This window comes from Enterovibrio norvegicus (assembly GCF_002876705.1).
Classification (GTDB): domain Bacteria; phylum Pseudomonadota; class Gammaproteobacteria; order Enterobacterales; family Vibrionaceae; genus Enterovibrio; species Enterovibrio norvegicus_B.
Window position 1 is genome coordinate 99,338 of sequence record NZ_MDAG01000022.1, and the last position, 20,240, is coordinate 119,577.

Sequence of the window (20,240 nt, forward strand, 5' to 3'; positions counted from 1 at the left end):
CTCCCTAAGGAGCGCTTTTTGATTCTTGGGTTTGTTCGAAGAGAAGACGATTAACCCACGTTCAGTCCTGAAACTGTTTGAGCAACCGTCTGTGCGCTGCTCTTTATTTCTTCCATCACGCCTGACGCTTCGGATATTTGAGACTGACCTTTCTGGGCGGACTCTGAAACGCTCGACATCTTGCCAGTCGCTTCTGATGTCAATTCGCGATTCTTTTTCACTACGTCTGCTATTTCTGCCGTGGATTGACTAGTACGAGCCGCAAGTTGTCTGACTTCATCTGCTACCACTGCGAACCCTCGCCCTTGATCGCCAGCTCGAGCAGCTTCTATCGCCGCATTCAGTGCCAGTAAGTTAGTTTGGTCGGCGATATCACTGATTGTTGAGACAATCGCTTCGATGCTTTTTGATTGCTCATTCAATTGCGATATAGATGAGGCTGTTTCTATGACCTGTTCGGAGATAGAGCGAGATGTCGACACTGTTGATGCAAGCACATCAGAACCTTGCTGTGCGACTTCCGCGGTTTTGACGGAGTTTGTGTACGCCACTTCTGCTGCAGAACGTATTGCCTGTTCTTGTTCGACTTTCTCGGTAATGTTAGAGGCAAACTTCACAACGCTGACAACCTTTCCTTTGCTATCAAATATAGGGTTGTAGGTGGCACGCAGCCAAAGTACACGGCCAGCACTGTCTTTGCGTTCAAACTGACCCGCTTTAAAATCTCCTGACGCGAGTTCAGCCCAAAAGTTAGGTTGGGCTTCGTAAAACGAATCTGGGCAGAACATGCGGTGATGCTTGCCTTGTATTTGCTCTAACGAGTAACCAACAGCACCAAGGAAGTTTGCGTTGGCGCTGATGATGGTGCCATCAGGTTGAAATTCAATTGTTGCCATAGATTTATCTAAGGCTTCTGATACAGCACTTTGTTGGTCTAGACGGATTTTCTCTTTGGTGATGTCTGAAGCGATCTTCATTACACCCGTCACTGCACCATCAGTTTTTATCGGGAAGTAAGAGGCTTCTAACCAAATACGGTGGCCTTTACTGTTTAAGCGTGGAAAGGTGCCGTTTATCACTTCGCCTGAACGCAATCGCTCCCAAAATCGTTGGTACTCTGCACTGTTTGCAAGTTCTGGGTCACAAAGTTCTCTGTGATGTTTCCCCGTGACTTCCTCAAGAGAAAAACCAACTACTCCAAGGAAAATGGCATTGGCATGTTTCACGATGCCTTCGGGGGTGAAATAAATGGTCGCGATGCTGTTATTTATCGCATCTAAAATTGCTTGTTTTTCAGCGGCGCTTTCGCGGCTTGCTTGTAATTCTTTTTTTAATTTACCGTTGAACATAATGACACCCTGTCGCGTTAAACGGCGGTACGCCGCAGAATTTTACGGGAAGTGAAACGCGCTGTTTAACCCATCATGGTTTACAGCTGTTCTATAAAATTAGCTGAAAAACAGTCGGAGTGTCTTTATTGTGAGTTGCAATGTGTAAAATTTAATGACAGGTTTGCGAGAGAGGAAGTGCTATGCGGCTGTTGTATGAAATATGCATCAACCCAAATAGCACCTATTCGGGTTGATGCACACGGTTAGCTTTGGGGCGTTTTAGGGACGGGAAGTATTTTTACCTGCTTAATCATGTTTTCAGCCACATCGATGATCTCCATTTGGTGGCCTTCCACTTCAATGCTCACTTGGCAATCAGGAATGTCTTCGAGGTGTTCCAAGATCAGGCCATTCAATGTGCGCGGTCCATCCGTCGGTAACGCCCAGTTTAAACTCTTGTTCAAATCACGGATGTTCGCACTGCCTTCGATCATGTAACTGCCATCAGGCAATGCTGTGATTTCTTCCGCAAGGCTTGGCGAAAGCGACGTCGTGAATTCACCGACAATTTCTTCCAAGATATCTTCTAACGTGACCAAACCAATGATGTCGCCATACTCATCGACAATCAGACCGATACGTTCTTTATTGCGTTGGAATTTGAGCATTTGGACATTGAGCGGTGTTCCTTCGGGGATGTAGTACACCTCGTCAGCAGCACGTAGCAAGTTCTCTTTGTTGAACTCATTTTCCACCATCATTCGGTAGGCTTCACGGACACGCAGCATGCCGACGACTTCGTCAATGTTGTCGCGGTAGAGCACCATTCTTCCATGAGGGGCATGGGTAAGTTGGCGCATGATGGCTTTCCAATCATCGTTGACATTGATGCCCGTGATTTCATTGCGCGGCACCATGATGTCATTAACAGCGATTTCTTCGAGCTCAAGGATGGAAATCAACATGTCTTGGTGACGGCGAGGGATAAGCCCACCCGCTTCATTGACCACGGTTCTTAATTCTTCCGAGCTTAAATGGTCTTTACCGTCATGGCTGGTGGTGAGCCCAAGCAAACGAAGGAAGCCATTCGTTATGCCATTGATCAACCAAACCAGCGGGTACATCACCTTCATCAGTATGTTAAGCAATATGCTGCTGGTGTAGGAAACGCGCTCAGGGTAAATAGCGGCCAAGGTTTTAGGCGTGACTTCTGCAAAGACAAGAACAACGAGGGTGAGGCCACCTGTGGCGATCGCAACACCAGCATCGCCGTAGAGGCGCATGCCTAAAATGGTGGCAATGGCAGAGGCCAGAATATTGACGAGGTTGTTGCCGATCAATATAAGACCGATCAACCTATCTGGACGATCTAGCAGCTTTTCTACACGTTTAGCGCCTTTATGCCCTTGATTAGCAAGGTGCCTAAGCCGGTAACGGTTTAGCGCCATCATACCGGTTTCTGAACCGGAAAAATAAGCGGATATGAAGATGAGCAATACCAAAAGGGACGCGAGTGTTCCCGTCGATATGTCGTCCAAACTGTAAATTCCTTTTTATTGTGTTCAACCCTAATTAAGGGCAAAGATCGCACTCGCTGTCAAACTCAATGGTGATAATTCTACCGGTTACACTCAATATGCGTTTTGACAGCGAATGAAGGTGTGGTGTCTAGGCGATAATGACTTCACGAACAAAGCGACTGCCAAAGTAGGCCAGGGTCAGTAAAAATGCGCCCACGATACTGATCCAGATGACGCGGCGACCACGCCATCCTGAGCGATAATGCCCCCACAGCAAGACGCCATATACAACCCATGCCATTGCGGAAAGCACCGCTTTATGCGCTTTACCTTGCGCAATCATGTCTTGCACGAACACAGCACCCGTTACCAGTGTGAGGGTGAGCAGCACTTCACCAATCAAAATGATGTTGAAGAGTTGGCGTTCAACTGCCATCAATGGTGGGAGGTTTGGGTTCATTACCAGCTTTTTCTTATTCTTTAATTGGTGATCGAGCCAGGCCAATTGAATGGCGTATAAGGTGGCGATCATCAAGGTGGAATAAGAGAACAAGGCCAACGAAATATGAATCAATACCTGGGGGTTGGCTTCTAAGTGCGTGATAAAAGCGCCAGGCAATAAGGTGGCTGCGGCGAGGTTAATCGCAGAGAAGCTATAGACAACGGGGAGCAATACCCACACCCGCATTCTGAACATTAAGCCTGTTGTCATTGCGGCAATGATAAAGCTAATCAGTGATGCCACATTGAGAATGCTGAGGTTTTGCCCACTAGATGCATCAATAAGGTCGAAAAGAAGGTAGGCATGAAGGGCTAACGCGCCGCTTGCGCTAAGAAACACTGAGCGTGCTGGGATCTGGCTAGGGCCAGACAAGCCGGGAATGATCTGTATGAGCGCTGCAAAGTAAAGCAGTGCGGCAGTAATGGCGATTAAGATATCCATGTATTTTTCAGCATCGTCGCATGAAAATGAAAACATCGAGTATACCTTGCTCAACCCTTCGTCGCTATTCAAGGGCATGGATCTTTAGGGGTTATCGCTGCGTAACGCGCTACAGCGCACTGCTTTTGCGTGCTGCAGACATTATTACATTTCCCTATTTATGTACTTTGCCGGCCAATTTCGCCCCTATATTTAACCGAGACCAATAAAGAAAGTGATATAGGCACTTTAAAACTATCGTTGAAGGCATCATGTTAGCGAGAAGGATAATGCGTTATAATCGCGGCAATTTTGTGTTTATCGCCACTTAAGCCTCATTAATTGAAGTCGTGGCACCGCCGCGTAGAGAGCGAGTAGGACATGTTTGAAAACTTAACAGATCGTCTATCCCGAACGCTGAAGAACATCAGCGGTCGTGGCCGTCTTACTGAAGACAATATTAAAGACACCTTGCGCGAAGTGCGCATGGCGTTGCTGGAAGCGGATGTTGCCCTTCCTGTTGTGCGTGAATTCGTCAAACGCGTAAAAGAAGCCGCGGTTGGTCTTGAAGTATCAAAGAGTCTGACGCCAGGTCAGGAATTCATCAAGATTGTTCAATCTGAACTTGAAGCGGTGATGGGTGAATCTAACGCAGAGTTAGATCTTGCTTCGCAGCCGCCTGCAGTTGTCTTGATGGCCGGTCTACAAGGTGCGGGTAAAACAACCAGCGTCGGTAAACTGGGTAAGATGCTTAAAGAGCGTCATAAGAAAAAGGTACTGGTTGTGTCTGCCGACGTTTATCGCCCTGCGGCGATCAAACAGTTGGAAACCTTGGCAACCGATGTGGGTATCGACTTCTTCCCCTCTTCAACTGATCAAAGCCCAGTCGACATTGCCAAAGCAGCATTGGCACACGGCAAACTAAAATTCTATGACGTTGTCATCGTCGATACCGCAGGTCGCCTGCACGTCGACGAAGAAATGATGGACGAAATTAAAGACGTCCACGCTGCCATTAACCCAATTGAAACGCTGTTCGTGGTTGACGCCATGATCGGTCAAGATGCGGCGACCACGGCGAAAGCCTTCAACGATGCATTACCACTTACGGGTGTGATCCTGACGAAAGTCGATGGTGATGCACGTGGTGGTGCGGCATTGTCTGTTCGTCATATCACGGGTAAACCGATTAAGTTCTTGGGTGTGGGTGAAAAAACCGACGCACTTGAACCGTTCCACCCTGATCGTGTTGCAAGCCGTATTCTAGGCATGGGTGACGTATTGTCACTGATTGAAGACCTAGAGCGCAATGTCGACAAAGACAAAGCGGAACAACTTGCGAAGAAGTTTAAAGAGAAGAAAGGCTTCGATTTACAAGATTTTCGCGATCAGCTGCAGCAGATGAAAAACATGGGCGGCATGATGGGAATGATGGATAAGCTTCCGGGCATGTCTAACCTTCCTGATGATGTGAAGAACCAAGTGGACGACAAAATGTTTGTTCAAATGGAAGCCATCATTAATTCCATGACAGCGAAAGAACGCGCTCGCCCAGACTTGATTAAAGGTTCACGCAAGAAACGTATTGCTGCGGGTTCTGGTACTCAGGTTCAAGACGTTAACCGCTTGCTTAAACAATTTACCCAGATGCAGAAGATGATGAAAAAAATGCAGAAGGGTGGAATGAAGAACATGATGCGCAATATGAAAGGCATGATGGGTGGTATGGGCGGCGGTGGCGGCATGTTCCCACGCTAAATACTTTCTTCCTTCCTTATATAACGAAGACTTAAAGCGGCGGAGTTTCGCTAAGTGATTGAATGCTTCTTACAGCTGGTGCTTTTTTAGCTAAAGCAGTTGCATTCGATCACAGAAAGCGTAAAATTCCGAGGCTTTATTTTGGCACGAGGCCCCGTACTACTACGGGGCCAATTTAATTCAGTAATGCAAAGAGGACGATATGGTAACCATTCGTTTGGCACGTCACGGCGCTAAAAAGCGTCCATTCTATCAAATCGTTGTTGCCGACAGCCGCCAAGCGCGCGACGGTCGTTTCATCGAGAAAGTAGGTTTCTTCAACCCTATCGCACAGGGTCAAGAAGAGAAGCTGCGTCTAGACCTGGATCGCGTTAACCATTGGGTTGGCGAAGGTGCAGCTGTTTCTGACCGCGTAGCACGACTGATCAAAGACGCAGCGAAAGCGGCGTAATTAATCAGTGTCAGGGTTGAAAGAAAAGATGAGTGAGCAAGAAAAGGTTGTAGTAGGCAAGCTAGGTTCTTCTTATGGCATCCGTGGCTGGCTCAAAGTTTTTTCTTACACTGAAAATGCTGAAAGTATTTTTGACTACAAACCTTGGTTCATCAAGGTGCGTGGCGAGTGGCAAGAGTTTCAAGTCGAAGACTGGAAACGCCACGGTCAAGGGTGGGTTGGCAAATTGAATGGTCTGGATCTGCGTGAAGACGCTCAGGCTATGACAAATGCTGAAATCGCTATTAATGCAGACGCTTTACCTGCGCTGTCAGATGAAGAATTCTACTGGCGCGAATTGTTCGGAATGGACGTGTTCACGACCCAAGGTTACAACCTTGGTAAAGTCACTGACATTTTGGAAACAGGTTCTAACGATGTATTGGTAGTGGCTGCCAATGTGAAAGATGCTTTTGGTAAGAAGGAACGACTAGTACCGTTCCTCGATGGGCAAGTCATCAAGCTGATTGATCGCTCTGCTCAACGGATCGAAGTTGACTGGGATCCTGGATTTTAAATCCCCCGGTAACGTTTAAAGTCATGGGAGAGGAAATATGTGGGTTGGTGTTATCAGCCTTTTTCCTGAGATGTTCCGTGCTGTTACCGAATTTGGGGTAACTGGCCAGGCGGTAAAAAAAGGCCTGCTCAAGGTAGAAACGTGGAATCCCCGCGATTTTACCCATGACAAACACCGGACTGTCGATGACCGTCCATATGGTGGAGGCCCGGGCATGTTGATGATGGTACAGCCTTTGCGCGATGCCATTGAAGCTGCCAAAAATACCGCCGGAGGCAAGGCGAAAGTGGTTTACCTATCACCTCAAGGCCGTAAGCTTGATCAAGCTGGTGTTGAGGAGCTGGCGCAGAACGAGAAGTTGATTCTTATCTGTGGACGCTATGAAGGAGTAGACGAGCGCATTATACAAACCGAAGTCGATGAAGAATGGTCTATCGGTGATTTTGTGCTCAGTGGAGGCGAACTGCCTGCCATGACGTTAGTGGATGCAGTGGCTCGGTTTGTTCCGGGTGTACTGGGAGACTTTGCGTCAGCAGAAGAAGATTCTTTTGCAAATGGCTTGCTAGATTGCCCGCACTACACGCGACCTGAAGTATTAGACGGATTAGAAGTACCTGCGGTACTGAAGTCTGGCAATCATCAGGACATTCGCCGTTGGCGACTACAACAGTCGCTAGGCCGAACCTGGCTCAGAAGACCAGAGCTCCTGGAAAACCTAGCTCTGACTGACGAACAGGAATTACTGCTTGCAGCGTTCATTAGTGAACACAATGCAAGTACCTAAACATACTTAGTATCAGTTTATTCTAGGGTATAGAAAATGAGTAACATCATCAAAGCGCTCGAAGAAGAGCAACTTAAGCAAGACCTTCCTGAAATCAAAGTGGGTGACACTGTTGTTATTCAGGTTAAAGTTAAAGAAGGTAACCGTGAGCGTCTACAGGCCTATGAAGGTGTTGTAATCGCGAAGCGTAACCGTGGTCTACACTCTGCAATCACCGTTCGTAAGATCTCTAACGGCGAAGGCGTTGAGCGTGTATTCCAAATCCACTCGCCAGTGGTTGACAGCATTACTGTTAAGCGCCGCGGTGCAGTACGTCGTGCCAAACTGTACTACCTGCGTGAGCGTTCTGGTAAGGCAGCTCGTATCAAAGAGCGTCTGGCTAAGAAATAATCGCTCCGGCGTTTATGATCCCTTCAAAGGGATAGCGAAAAGCCCGCCATTTGGCGGGCTTTTCTTTTTTGTACATTTACGTTCATGGTGTGCTTGTCGATACTTCCCTATAATGCGTTTTCGCATAAGGAGAAATACGCGTGCAGTACGATTGGATTTTGTTTGATGCCGATGAAACCCTGTTTTCATTCGATGCATATTTAGGTTTGCAAACCCTGTTTTCTCGATTGGGTGTCGAATTCACACGCACTGATTTCGATGAGTACCAAAAAGTAAATAAGCCGCTGTGGGTGAAGTACCAAGACGGTGAAATTAATGCAAAACAGCTTCAAGAAGACCGTTTTATCATTTGGTCTGATCGCCTCAATATTCCTCCCTTTGAACTCAATCGCCTTTTCCTCGAAGCCATGGCTGATATCTGTAAGCCGCTCGAGTTTGTCAGCGATATCGTTCCTCTGCTTTCTCAACAAGCAAAGCTTGGCATTATCACCAATGGCTTCACACAGCTTCAGCAAGTCAGATTAGAAAAAACAGGACTCAGTGCCTTTTTTGATCTTGTGGTGATATCGGAAGAAGTGGGCGTGGCTAAACCCGATCCTGCTATTTTTCATTTGGCCTTTGAGCAAATGGGTCAGCCCGCGCTTTCTCGTGTACTGATGGTTGGGGACAATCCTGACTCTGATATTTTGGGTGGCATGAATGCCGGCATTGATACGTGTTGGCTGAATGTTGATAGCAAACCTGTACCAGAAGGCATTGCGCCTACCTATGTTGTTTCCTCTTGGAAAGCGCTGGGCGCTGCGTTGTTATAACCGCTGACGATGATTTGGTCATGAAGACGGAACGTTTAGCGTTTCGTCTTTTTTTTGGCTAGTGCATTTCTCTGTCGTGAATTCTCTCGAGCAAGTATGACCCTGATTCCATAAATTTAGGGATTCGCAGGAGGTGTCAAAGATAGAACATCGCTTGAGATACAAACACGCTTCACTGTCTAAAACGTCAGCGATTGATCGGCATATGGCGGGGTTTCTTTCCTCGCCCAATATGACGGCTCAAGCCAGTTCACTGCGCGTTTTTCTGGCAATCATGCCATTAAAATCAGAGGAGAGCGGCAATGGAATCGGTTGAAAAGCAATTGGTTGGTGCATTGGCAAGAAATTGGTGGGTGCTGTTACTCAGAGGCATCGCGGCGGTGGTGTTTGGCGTGATGGCGTGGACGATGCCACCCAGCCAATCGATTGAAACTCTCGTCTTGGTTTTCGGCGCGTACGCTTTCGTTGATGGATCTTTGCAAGTGTGGACCGCACTTGTTGAGCGAAGAGAACGAGATAATTGGATGCTACTGATGCTTTGGGGGGTAATTGGTATTGGTGCGGGTGTGATGACGTTTTCCGTCCCTGAACTCACGGCGGTAGCACTGTTGTTTTACATTGCCGTTTGGGCGATTGCCAAAGGGGTATTGGAAATCATTGCCGCGATCAGGTTGCGAAAAGAAATCACTGGGGAATGGCTACTTATTCTTGGCGGTATTATTTCTATTTTGTTTGGTGGTTTCCTAATGGCGAATCCCGCAGAAGGGGCGATAGCGCTGCTTTGGATCATCGCCCTGTATGCATTTGTATTCGGCCTGCTGTTTATCGTACTTGCGTTCAAGTTGAAGAAAGTCGGGGCATCTGCTTGATGACTTTTCGGCAGCCAAGCGTATTGGAATCGTCTATAGTACGTTTCTGTTTTTTGTCGCTTTATAGGATTTGAGGGCGCTATGGTTAAGAGTATTGCACTGTCGTTGTTAGTGATGACAATGGTGGGTTGCGTGAGCATTGATAGCGCGGAATCACTCGCCGCGGAAGGCAAGTGGCAAGCCATTGGAGAAAGTGATGGCGTTCGTGGTTTACCATCTCGCTCTTTGAGTGACTTGGCCGAGTTGGCACAAAAGGCCGGGGTGGCAAGTGCCAATGTGGGTAACTACGAATCGGGCTATATGTCAGGCGTTGATAAGTATTGCGACGTGAACAATGCCTATGATATTGGTCTTTCTGGTTTTCGATATTTAGGTGTGTGCGCAAATGCACCTGACGGCTTGCGTTTCCAAATGGAATACCAACGTGGTTTTGAAGACTTTCAGTCTGCCGACCAAACTTTCTAACTGTTCAGATTGAATTGAACGCTTTTTCTATACCCAAGCAATTTGAAGGTGCTTAACGAATGTTGCATCGCTAGGTTGTTTGGGTATCGAGAATAACCTTATCGGCGTTCCCTCTCTGTATACAAATCCTTCCATTTTTCTTTTTCGTACTCTGCTCTTTCTTACGCCTTTAAATCTCGTATTTTTTGATGTTATTGTATCAATTGTAAATTTAAGTTTACGTTGTTTGTTTTTCTTTACGAAAGGGTTGCATTCATGGGTGGGCTTGTTAAGGTGTGTCTCAATGCGTTAAAACGCAAAGCGAATATTACGCGACTAAAAAATCAAACGACACGCGAAAGGAAGTTTTTCATGGAAAGAGATCTACTGACGAATGTACATATTCAAGATGAAACAGTACTGATTACACCAGAACAATTGCGCCAAAAGCTACCAGTGAAAAACGAAACGCTAGCCTCTATTTCTGCTGCTCGCCAAGACATCGCCAATATCATCCATAAGAAAGATCACCGCCTGTTGGTGGTGTGTGGGCCATGTTCTATTCACGATACTGATGCGGCGATCGAATACGCTAAGCAATTAAAAGCGTTGTCTGAAGAGTTAAAGGATCAGCTCTACATTGTGATGCGTGTTTACTTTGAAAAGCCAAGAACCACCGTTGGCTGGAAGGGGCTGATCAATGACCCACATCTGGATGGCTCATTTGAAGTAGAAGCGGGGTTACACAAAGCGCGTGAATTGTTGATCACATTGGCCGACATGGGGATTCCTCTGGCAACAGAAGCGCTGGATCCGATTAGCCCTCAATACATTGGTGATCTGTTTAGCTGGGCGGCGATTGGTGCGCGTACCACTGAATCACAAACCCACCGTGAAATGGCAAGTGGCCTATCTATGCCGATTGGCTTTAAAAATGGCACGGATGGCAGCTTGGCCACCGCCATTAATGCGATGAAAGCCGCGGCGTCGGGTCACCGTTTCATGGGTATCAATAAAGAAGGGCAAGTTGCACTGCTAACAACCGGCGGTAACCCAGATGGTCATGTCATTCTTCGTGGTGGTAAACAAACTAACTACGATTCTGTCTCTGTGACGGAATGCGAAAATGAGATGAAGGAAGCAGGGCTTGAAGCGTCACTAATGGTAGACTGCAGCCACGCGAATTCACGTAAAGACTACCGTCGTCAGCCTTTGGTGGCAGAAGATGTGTTCCATCAAATTCGTGAAGGTAACAAATCTATCATTGGTCTGATGATAGAAAGTAATATCAACGAAGGAAATCAATCGGCTGATTTGCCTCGTGAAGAAATGGCATACGGTGTATCTATTACAGATGCATGCATCAATTGGCAGGAGACGGAAAAGCTGCTGCGCCATGCTCATGATGAATTGATTCCCTTCTTGGAACAGCGTTTATAAAGGATATAAAGCCCCATGGTTGCAGAGTTGTCCCGCTTGCGGGATCAGATTGACGAAGTAGATAAACAAATGGTGGAGTTGCTTGCTCGACGCCTTTCACTGGTTGCTGAAGTGGGTGAAGTAAAGAGTAAGCATGGATTGCCTATTTATGCCCCTGATCGAGAAGCTGCGATGCTTGCATCTCGGCGTGAAGAGGCATCGTCTAAAGGCATTCCCCCTGATCTGATTGAAGATATTCTGCGCCGTACGATGCGTGAATCCTACGCCAGCGAAAATGATTCTGGGTTTAAATGCTTGAACCCAGAACTGCGTTCTATCGTGGTGGTGGGCGGCAACGGTCAACTAGGCTCGCTGTTCTGCAAACTGTTCAAACTGTCGGGTTATGATGTGAAAATCTTGGGTAGCCAAGACTGGGATCGTGCCGATGAGATATTGGCCGATGCGGGAATGGTGGTAGTGACGGTGCCCATTAATCGTACCGATAGCATTATTCGCCAACTAAGCAATTTGCCCGATGATTGTATTCTTGCTGACTTAACGTCGATTAAAAGTGAGCCGCTACAGGCTATGCTGGAATCGCATGCTGGTCCAGTTGTTGGTCTTCATCCTATGTTTGGTCCAGACATTGCCAGTCTTGCCAAACAGGTGATTGTGTACTGTGATGGGCGAAACCCAGAAACGTACCAATGGCTACTTGAGCAGTTCCGTATTTGGGGCGCGAGCTTACATCGCATCAGTGCGATTGAACATGATCAAGGAATGACGTTGATTCAGGCCCTTCGCCACTTTACGTCCTTTGTTTACGGTCTGCATCTTGCTGAAGAAAATCCAAACTTGTCGCAATTGACGGCGCTAAGTTCACCGATTTATCGCTTGGAACTTGCGATGGTTGGTCGCTTGTTTGCTCAGGATGCGCAGCTATATGCGGATATCATCATGTCTTCTTCCCAGAATATTGACATGATCAAGCGCTTCCACGCGCGCTTCGGTGATGCAATTGCGTTGCTAGATAGCCAAGATAAAGAAGGCTTTATTTCGACCTTTGGGCAAGTTGAAAGTTGGTTTGGTGAGTTTGCACCGCGCTTTTTGAAAGAAAGCCAAACGCTCTTACGACAAGCGAACGACACCGCACACCGTTAAGTGTGGTTTGAACGATAAAAAGGAGCCTTTAGGCTCCTTTTTTGATCGTACCGGATTTGTATTTAGCCGTTATCGAAAGGTGTGTTACACGTCGATTTCGCAAGGCGCGACATTTTCGATAGGGTAGGTGCCAAGCACTTTGATATATCGTGTCAGGCGCGTGAGTTCTTCGAGGGCATCTTTCATTACATCGGTACGTAAGTTGCCTTCCACATCCACATAGAACATTTCTTCCCATGGATTACCAAGCACGGGGCGCGACTCGAGTTTGGTCATGTTGATGCCGTGATTTCTCAAAACCAACAAGCTTTCAACCAATGACCCCGCGGTTTGTCCTGTCGACATAATGAACGTGGTTTTCGCTGGAATGAGTGCGGTTACTTCAATGGGTTTCCGTGCAACCACAATAAAACGGGTATGGTTTTCTTGCTGATTGGCGATGCCTGATTTTAGCGGCGTTAAACCATAAAGTTCACCACTGCTTGCATTTCCAATCGCGGCCACTTTCGGGTCTTTTAGCTTGGCCACTTCTTTCATCGCTTCGGCAGTGCTTTGGCAATACTCTTGTTTCACATTACCCAATGAACGGAGAAACTCGCTGCATTGTTGGTGTGGTTGGGGGTGAGAGTAAAGCACTTCGATGACATCGACATCAGTATCCACTGCAGTCAGTAGGCAATGCTCAATAGGTTGCGTTATTTCACCAACGATAGAAAGGCGCGTGTGTTGGAGTTGGTCGTACACATCGTTGATAGAGCCAGAACTGGTGTTTTCAATGGGAAGTACACCGTAGTCAGCATTGCCGTTCTCAACCACTTCAATCACTTCTTTGAAGCTTTGACATTGGATTTCGGCAAGCTTCGTGTTTTTCCGTGCAAAGAAATTGCGTGCAGCAAGGTTGGAATAAGAGCCTTTTCCACCAAGGAAAGAGACCCGAGCCAGTGGCTGCTCGTTATCTGGATTGGTCAGTCGTTGTAAAAATGCTTGTTGGTAAAGCACCGAATCTTCAATGATGGAATGGAAGATCTTTGTGACGTACTGAGGGTCAAGCTCATGGGTTTTACCGTCAGCAACCAATTTTTCCAATAACACTTGTTCACGCTCGATATCGCGAACGGGTTTTTGCGTTTGGATTTTACTTTTTGCGACTTCTAAGCTGAGTTTTCTGCGATCAGCAAGCAATGAGAGTAATTCCTGATCGATACGACTCACATTGATGCGGATATCATCAAGCGACAGTGTTGGTTTGCTCATTCCCTTATCCTGTTTTAATGCTGACCCTAATAAAAAGCCTCCCTGATGAGAGGGAGGCTTTGGGATTTCTTTGCTATCGATGCTCGCCCTTAGCCCCGCCTAATTAAATGCGGAAAAAGAAACGAAAGAAAAATGGAGAGGTCGGTTTCATCGATAGTGCTTTGTTTGGTGTAATATTGCTCAACCTTATTGGGCTGGCTCTTTTATGTCAAGACGAATCAGCCCCGCATGTGCGGGGCTGATTGTTAGTGTATGTAGAGACTTAGACAGCTTCTTCTTCATCAGCAGGCAATTCGATATGGCTCGCGCGTCGCGCTTCTCCTTTGTGTGCTTGCTTGTTGAGTTGTTTTTCTAGTTTCTGGCCTGCTTCGTTAATCGCGGCATACATGTCTTCATGTTCCGCCGAAGCAATCAGAGTAGTGCCTGGTACAGATACCCCTGCTTCAATTTTAAATTTCTTGTTGGGCTCTTCACTGATAACGGCATGAGGGTTAATGAGAGCGACTTGCCACTTCTCCAGCTTTTCAAAGCGGGCAGTAATGCGTTCACGAATAGCAGCAGTGATGTCGATGTTTTTACCAGTAATTTCTACTCTCATAGGTCTTTCCTCTTTTGCTTGCCCTTTGCTGGGCTCACTTTCAGATTACGTTTCTGTAGAAGAAATAATGTGATTCAAATCACCATTTTGTCTGCGGGTCGGCGTTGTCGAGCCATGTTGTGATCCTGTCAGAATCTCTTAATGAAATGCACCAGAAAGTGCTTGAAAGCAGCAAGATAACTAAGGCAGTATGGAAAGATAAGGTCGCTAACGAACACTGAACGTTAGGGACATCGTTCGTGCTAAAGAACATCGTGGTGTGATTTTAACCACACGCAATTTAACTTAGCGCATTCGACCGAATATAAAAAAAGCAGCCATTGGCTGCTTTTTTTCGTTTTGTTCGGTGTGATTAGCTTTCGTTGAGTTGAATCAACTCGCGTGTACGTTTTGCGGGAACATCGAGTTTTAGCTCTTCGTAGGCTTTCAACATCAACGGCAGTGATTTTTTCGCAGCCAAGGTGTCAGGAAAATCACGTTGCAGTTCTTGGCAACGGTTGATGACGGCAATCCATGCTTCACGGCGAACATAGAAATCCGCGGTCGCGAGTTCATAGTCAGCCAGACGATTCTTTAGTGCCACCATGCGTTTTTGAGCATCAGCTGCATATTCACTGTTTGGGTAACGATCAAGCAGACGTCTGAAGTCGACAAATGCGCGACGAGACGGTTCTGGATCGCGATCGCTGCGATCAACATTTAACAGGTCATGCAGAAAACTTCTGTCTTGCGCCATGTTGGTTAAGCCACGCATGTATAACACCCAGTCCATTTCAGGGTGACCTGGGTTCATACGCATAAAGCGGTCAATGGTCGCTTCACCCAACGCCAAATCGTCATTTTTGTAATACACATAAATGAGATCTAACTGAACTTGTTCAGAGTAAGCACCGAATGGATAACGAGAATCTAGCGCTTCCAATCTTTCGATGGCGGTATTCCAGCTTCCCTCATTCAATGAAACTTGGGCTTCTTGATAAAGCTCTGACGGCGGAATGTCAGGCACAATCTCGTCCGTGCTAGAACATCCTGCCAGCAGAGAAAGGGCGAGTAGAGAAGAAAGAGTCAGGCGTTTCATTACTACGGTTGCTTCCTTGAAAGAATATTTTTCAGCCTTTGCCCATTACGGAGTCAGCCGCAAAAAGATACAATGGCGCGATAGGGGTTATTCTACCCATCGACCCGATATAATACCAACTAGTAAACGTGACCATGCCCGAGGGGTAAAAAGCCACGTTGTAGGGTATTAGTCTCATTGAGAATCAAAAAGTTCGTTATGGCACAGTATTTAGAGTTAAGCAGTACAGTTAGTGACAGCCAACTAGGACAGCGTCTGGATCAGGCGTTGGCAGAGTTGTTCCCTGATTATTCCCGTTCTCGGATCAAAGAATGGATTCTGGCCGATAAAGTAAGCGTCGATGGAGCGATCGTCAACAAGCCACGTGTGAAAATGATGGGTGGCGAAGCCATTGTCGTTGAAGCGGAAATCGAAGACGAACAACGTTGGGCAGCCCAAGACATCCCATTGGATATCGTTTATGAAGACGACGACATCTTGGTGATTAACAAACCACGTGGTTTGGTTGTGCACCCAGGTGCTGGTTGTCCTGATGGTACGATCTTGAATGGTTTGTTGTTCCGCTACCCAGATATTGCGGAAGTACCTCGTGCGGGTATCGTTCACCGTCTGGATAAAGACACAACGGGTTTGATGGTGGTCGCGAAGACCATTCCTGCTCAAACGCGTTTGGTGCGTGCACTGCAAAAGCGTAAGAAATTTACTCGTGAGTATGAAGCTATCGTTATCGGTACGATGACGGGCGGCGGTACCATTGAAAAGGCGATTGGTCGTCACCCAACCAAACGTACGCAAATGGCTGTGCATGAGCTAGGTAAACCTGCTATCACGCATTATCGTGTGGCTGAGCATTTCCGAGCACATACGCGTTTACGTGTCCGTTTGGAAACCGGTCGTACTCACCAAATTCGTGTTCACATGTCTTTCTTGAACTATCCGTTGATCGGTGATCATCTTTATGGTGGTCGTCCTCGTCTGCCGCGTAATTCAGGTGAGGATATGGTTCAAGCGCTGCGTGGTTTCGATCGCCAAGCACTTCACGCTACGATGCTGCGCTTAGAGCACCCGATCACGGGTGAACTAATGGAATGGCATGCGCCAATTCCAGAAGACATGGTGAAGCTGGCGGAAGTACTTCGTGCTGATGCTGAAGAATTCAGCGATCTGGATTACTAGAAATGGATTGGATTACGCCAAGTTGGCCTGCGCCTTCTCATGTGAAAGCTGTCAGCACAACGCGCTCTGGTGGCGTAAGTTTGTTGCCGTACTCTAGCTTAAATTTGGGAGACCATGTTCAGGATGACCCCGAGCATGTCGCGGAAAATCGTGCAATTCTCGCATCAAAGATGCAGATGGTACGAACACCAGCTTGGCTTAATCAAGTGCATGGTACTGAGGTGGTGGAACTGCCTCTGTCATCGCATTCAGTGCCTGATGCCGATGCGTCGTTTACACGTTGCGTAGGCGAAGTATGCACAATCATGACGGCCGATTGTTTACCTGTTCTTTTCTGTAATAAAGAAGGGACGCAAGTTGCTGCCGCGCATGCAGGTTGGCGTGGGTTAGTTAATGGTGTGCTCGAAGAGACGCTGGCAACATTCCCTGCTCCTGAAAATGTCTTGGTATGGTTAGGCCCTGCGATTGGCCCTTCTGCATTTGAAGTGGGTGGTGAAGTGCGCGATGCCTTTGTTGCCAATGATAGTGGCGCAGACATTGCGTTTCAGGCTCATAATGATCGCTGGCTTGCGGATATTTATTTACTCGCGAGACGCCGTTTGCAACGAGCAGGCGTGACCAATATCAGCGGTGGTGATTTATGCACTGTGTCTGAACCTGAGCGCTTTTTCTCATACCGACGAGAAAACCAGACAGGTCGTCAGGCAAGTTGCATCTGGATTGAGCACCCACCTCAACGATAAATATTTCACCTTTCAACTTGAAATTGGTCAGGGCTGCTCCCATTTGATCGGTAACAAAATACCGATGTAATGCAGAGGAGGGGCCATGCGCCTTGACCGATTTACCAGCAAATTTCAATTAGCCATTTCCGACGCCCAGTCTCTGGCTTTAGGGCGTGATAACCAATATATCGAGCCTGTGCACTTGATGGTGTCTCTCCTCAATCAGGACAGCAGCACCATTCGTCCTTTAATGACACTTCTCAACGTGGATGTTAGCCAACTACGGTCTAGCTTGAGCGAGCTTTTGGACAAGTTGCCGAAAGTGTCTGGCACTGGTGGCGATGTCCAGCTTTCTCATGGTATGGGCATGTTATTTAACATGTGCGATAAGTTATCGCAGAAGCGAAAAGACAAATACATTTCTTCTGAGTTATTCATCCTTGCTGCTGTTGAAGATAAAGGGTCGCTAGGCGAATTGCTGCGTAGCCTCGGTCTTACGACTAAAAAAGTTGAAGGGGCGATTGATAAGGTACGTGGCGGTCAGGCCATCGATGATCCAAATGCTGAAGAAGCACGCCAAGCACTCGAAAAGTTCACGGTTGATCTGACTGAAAAAGCAGAGCAGGGCAAACTTGACCCTGTTATCGGACGTGATGATGAAATTCGCCGCACGATACAAGTTCTGCAGCGTCGAACTAAAAACAACCCCGTCATCATTGGTGAGCCAGGTGTGGGTAAAACTGCCATTGTTGAAGGCCTCGCTCAGCGCATTGTGAATGGTGAAGTGCCAGAAGGGCTTCGCAATAAACGCGTATTGTCTCTTGATATGGGGTCGTTGGTCGCGGGGGCAAAATATCGAGGCGAATTTGAAGAGCGATTAAAGTCGGTTCTTAACGAGCTTGCGAAAGAGGAAGGCAACGTCATCCTCTTTATCGATGAAATCCACACCATGGTGGGGGCAGGTAAAGCCGAAGGCGCTATGGATGCAGGCAACATGCTAAAACCTGCGCTGGCTCGCGGCGAGCTTCACTGTGTGGGAGCAACGACTCTGGACGAATATCGCCAATACGTGGAGAAAGATGCCGCGCTGGAACGCCGTTTCCAAAAAGTCCTCGTCAATGAGCCAAGCGTTGAAGACACAGTAGCAATCCTTCGTGGGTTGAAAGAACGGTATGAACTGCATCATGCGGTGGAAATTACCGATCCAGCGATCGTTGCCGCGGCGAGCTTATCTCATCGTTATATCTCTGATCGTCAATTGCCGGATAAGGCGATTGATCTGATTGATGAAGCGGCATCAAGTATTCGCATGCAGATTGACTCTAAACCAGAGCAATTGGATCGTCTCGAACGTCGACTGATTCAGCTCAAGATAGAGCAGCAAGCATTGGCCAAAGAAAATGATGAGGCGAGTAAGAAGCGTCTCGAAACGCTGCAATCCGAGATTGACGAAAAAGAACGTGATTTCGCTGAGCTTGATGAAGTGTGGAATGCCGAGAAAGCAGCGCTGTCAGGTACGCAACATATAAAGAGTGCATTGGAACAAGCACGCACGGATTTGGAGATTGCGCGACGGGCTAGCGATTTAAATCGGATGTCTGAACTGCAATATGGCCGAATCCCTGAACTCGAAAAGCAGCTCGATCTTGCTAGCCAAGCAGAAATGCAAGAAATGACGCTACTGAAGAATCGTGTTACCGATGCGGAAATTGCAGAAGTTCTGTCTCGTCAAACCGGAATCCCTGTTGCCAAGATGCTCGAAGGTGAGAAAGAAAAGCTTCTTCAAATGGAAGATGAACTTCACGGTCGTGTAAAGGGGCAAGAAGAAGCAGTGAACTCTGTTGCGAATGCCATTCGTCGTAGCCGAGCGGGACTGGCTGATCCAAACCGTCCTATCGGTTCTTTCCTTTTCCTTGGTCCCACTGGCGTAGGCAAGACTGAGTTATGTAAATCACTCGCAGAGTTTATGTTCGACAGCAGTGATGCCATGGTTCGTATCGATATGTCGGAATTCATGGAAAAGCATTCAGTCGCAAGGCTGGTGGGTGCACCCCCTGGCTATGTTGGCTATGAAGAGGGCGGATATTTAACCGAAGCTGTGCGTCGTCGTCCGTATTCCGTCATATTGCTGGATGAAGTGGAGAAAGCACACCCTGATGTGTTCAATCTTCTTCTTCAAGTGCTCGATGATGGGCGATTGACTGACGGGCAGGGGCGTACTGTCGATTTTCGTAATGCAGTTGTCATCATGACATCGAACCTAGGCTCTGATCGTATCCAAGAACACTTTGGTGAGTTGGATTACGACGGTATTAAAGTGATGGTAATGGATGTCGTCAGTAAGCATTTTCGTCCGGAGTTTATCAACCGTATAGATGAAGCCGTGGTCTTTCACCCTCTTGGGCAAGAGCATATTAAAGAAATTGCCGGTGTTCAACTGCAGCATCTTGCGAAACGTATGGCTGAACGAGATTTGGTCTTGGATGTGAACGAGGATGCGCTTAGCTTTATCTCTAATGCGGGGTTCGATCCTGTTTATGGTGCGCGTCCATTGAAGCGTGCGATTCAACAAAGTATTGAAAATCCACTGGCACAAGCCATCCTTAAAGGTGAGGTGGTACCAGGTAAACCAGTGAGGTTGATTGTTGAAAATGAGCAGATCAAAGCGATTCAATGATTAATAGCATTATAGAGAGAGCAAAACGCATGTTTTGACCCTAAATTGCACTAAATGAAAGAGGTCAACCAAGGCCTCTTTCTATTTATAGCGATTAAATCATGGAGATTTGTATTGTTTTTGAGCGTTAAGTTCAAAGTTCAACCGAAAGGGAGTGTTTATGCATTTTTATACCAAAAAAGCCTTGCCAAGATCTGAACCATCCCTATAATGCGACCTCACTGACACGGCGACCGGCTCCACACGGAACTGGCCACTGAATCAGTACGGTGAAACGGCTTCAAAATTGATTGAAAATAAACGCTTGACGTTAAC

At 47.1% G+C, this 20,240-nt stretch carries 19 protein-coding genes; 13 read left to right on the forward strand and 6 right to left on the reverse strand.

Annotated elements, in window-relative coordinates:
• Positions 1 to 50: 50 nt before the first annotated feature.
• From BCT27_RS25970 to BCT27_RS13740, 3 genes are all read right to left on the reverse strand, one after another.
• Positions 51 to 1,349, reverse strand: coding sequence for a methyl-accepting chemotaxis protein (locus BCT27_RS25970; protein WP_102315823.1), 1,299 nt, complete (start codon positions 1,347 to 1,349; stop codon positions 51 to 53).
• Between the two features lie 245 nt (positions 1,350 to 1,594).
• Positions 1,595 to 2,869, reverse strand: coding sequence for an HlyC/CorC family transporter (locus tag BCT27_RS13735; RefSeq protein WP_102396034.1), 1,275 nt, complete (start codon positions 2,867 to 2,869; stop codon positions 1,595 to 1,597).
• A gap of 130 nt (positions 2,870 to 2,999) precedes the next feature.
• Positions 3,000 to 3,794 (reverse strand): cytochrome C assembly family protein, encoded by a 795-nt coding sequence (locus BCT27_RS13740; RefSeq protein ID WP_026024452.1) that lies wholly within the window; start codon positions 3,792 to 3,794, stop codon positions 3,000 to 3,002.
• Between the two features lie 360 nt (positions 3,795 to 4,154).
• On the opposite strand from BCT27_RS13740, the gene ffh reads away from it, so the two are divergent.
• The 10 genes from ffh (at position 4,155) to tyrA (ending at position 12,417) form a co-directional block, all read left to right on the forward strand.
• Positions 4,155 to 5,531, forward strand: coding sequence for a signal recognition particle protein (gene ffh, locus BCT27_RS13745; protein ID WP_074927919.1), 1,377 nt, complete (start codon positions 4,155 to 4,157; stop codon positions 5,529 to 5,531).
• Positions 5,532 to 5,733: 202 nt separating this feature from the next.
• Complete coding sequence (gene rpsP, locus BCT27_RS13750) at positions 5,734 to 5,982, forward strand: 30S ribosomal protein S16 (protein ID WP_017008575.1); 249 nt, start codon at positions 5,734 to 5,736, stop codon at positions 5,980 to 5,982.
• 28 nt (positions 5,983 to 6,010) lie between these two features.
• Positions 6,011 to 6,538 (forward strand): ribosome maturation factor RimM, encoded by a 528-nt coding sequence (gene rimM, locus BCT27_RS13755; RefSeq protein ID WP_017008574.1) that lies wholly within the window; start codon positions 6,011 to 6,013, stop codon positions 6,536 to 6,538.
• Between the two features lie 37 nt (positions 6,539 to 6,575).
• Entirely contained in the window at positions 6,576 to 7,322 is a 747-nt protein-coding gene (gene trmD, locus BCT27_RS13760) for a tRNA (guanosine(37)-N1)-methyltransferase TrmD (RefSeq protein ID WP_102315824.1), read from the forward strand.
• A gap of 36 nt (positions 7,323 to 7,358) precedes the next feature.
• Positions 7,359 to 7,712: a 50S ribosomal protein L19 gene (gene rplS / locus BCT27_RS13765; RefSeq protein ID WP_017008572.1), complete on the forward strand. Its 354-nt coding sequence runs from the start codon at positions 7,359 to 7,361 to the stop codon at positions 7,710 to 7,712.
• Between the two features lie 140 nt (positions 7,713 to 7,852).
• On the forward strand, positions 7,853 to 8,524 hold the full coding sequence (yjjG, locus tag BCT27_RS13770; protein WP_102315825.1) for a pyrimidine 5'-nucleotidase: 672 nt from the start codon (positions 7,853 to 7,855) through the stop codon (positions 8,522 to 8,524).
• Between the two features lie 302 nt (positions 8,525 to 8,826).
• Positions 8,827 to 9,393 (forward strand): HdeD family acid-resistance protein, encoded by a 567-nt coding sequence (locus tag BCT27_RS13775; RefSeq protein WP_102396035.1) that lies wholly within the window; start codon positions 8,827 to 8,829, stop codon positions 9,391 to 9,393.
• An 81-nt stretch (positions 9,394 to 9,474) separates the two neighbouring features.
• Positions 9,475 to 9,858: a DUF2799 domain-containing protein gene (locus BCT27_RS13780; protein ID WP_017008569.1), complete on the forward strand. Its 384-nt coding sequence runs from the start codon at positions 9,475 to 9,477 to the stop codon at positions 9,856 to 9,858.
• A gap of 351 nt (positions 9,859 to 10,209) precedes the next feature.
• Positions 10,210 to 11,277 (forward strand): 3-deoxy-7-phosphoheptulonate synthase, encoded by a 1,068-nt coding sequence (locus tag BCT27_RS13785; protein WP_102315827.1) that lies wholly within the window; start codon positions 10,210 to 10,212, stop codon positions 11,275 to 11,277.
• Between the two features lie 15 nt (positions 11,278 to 11,292).
• Positions 11,293 to 12,417: a bifunctional chorismate mutase/prephenate dehydrogenase gene (gene tyrA, locus BCT27_RS13790; protein ID WP_102396036.1), complete on the forward strand. Its 1,125-nt coding sequence runs from the start codon at positions 11,293 to 11,295 to the stop codon at positions 12,415 to 12,417.
• Between the two features lie 84 nt (positions 12,418 to 12,501).
• On the opposite strand, the gene pheA is transcribed toward tyrA, so the two are convergent.
• The 3 genes from pheA to bamD form a co-directional block, all read right to left on the reverse strand.
• Positions 12,502 to 13,671 carry a prephenate dehydratase gene (gene pheA, locus BCT27_RS13795; RefSeq protein ID WP_102315829.1) on the reverse strand — a complete coding sequence of 390 codons (1,170 nt, stop codon included), beginning with the start codon at positions 13,669 to 13,671 and terminating at the stop codon, positions 12,502 to 12,504.
• Between the two features lie 262 nt (positions 13,672 to 13,933).
• Entirely contained in the window at positions 13,934 to 14,269 is a 336-nt protein-coding gene (gene hpf, locus BCT27_RS13800; RefSeq protein ID WP_017008565.1) for a ribosome hibernation-promoting factor, HPF/YfiA family, read from the reverse strand.
• A gap of 352 nt (positions 14,270 to 14,621) precedes the next feature.
• Positions 14,622 to 15,347, reverse strand: a complete 726-nt coding sequence (gene bamD, locus BCT27_RS13805; RefSeq protein ID WP_102315830.1) for an outer membrane protein assembly factor BamD — start codon at positions 15,345 to 15,347, stop codon at positions 14,622 to 14,624.
• 198 nt (positions 15,348 to 15,545) lie between these two features.
• On the opposite strand from bamD, the gene rluD reads away from it, so the two are divergent.
• From rluD to clpB, 3 genes are all read left to right on the forward strand, one after another.
• Positions 15,546 to 16,523, forward strand: a complete 978-nt coding sequence (gene rluD / locus BCT27_RS13810) for a 23S rRNA pseudouridine(1911/1915/1917) synthase RluD (RefSeq protein ID WP_017008562.1) — start codon at positions 15,546 to 15,548, stop codon at positions 16,521 to 16,523.
• Positions 16,524 to 16,525: 2 nt separating this feature from the next.
• Positions 16,526 to 17,266 carry a peptidoglycan editing factor PgeF gene (gene pgeF / locus BCT27_RS13815; RefSeq protein WP_102396037.1) on the forward strand — a complete coding sequence of 247 codons (741 nt, stop codon included), beginning with the start codon at positions 16,526 to 16,528 and terminating at the stop codon, positions 17,264 to 17,266.
• A gap of 85 nt (positions 17,267 to 17,351) precedes the next feature.
• Positions 17,352 to 19,925, forward strand: coding sequence for an ATP-dependent chaperone ClpB (gene clpB, locus BCT27_RS13820; RefSeq protein ID WP_102396038.1), 2,574 nt, complete (start codon positions 17,352 to 17,354; stop codon positions 19,923 to 19,925).
• Positions 19,926 to 20,240: the final 315 nt, after the last annotated feature.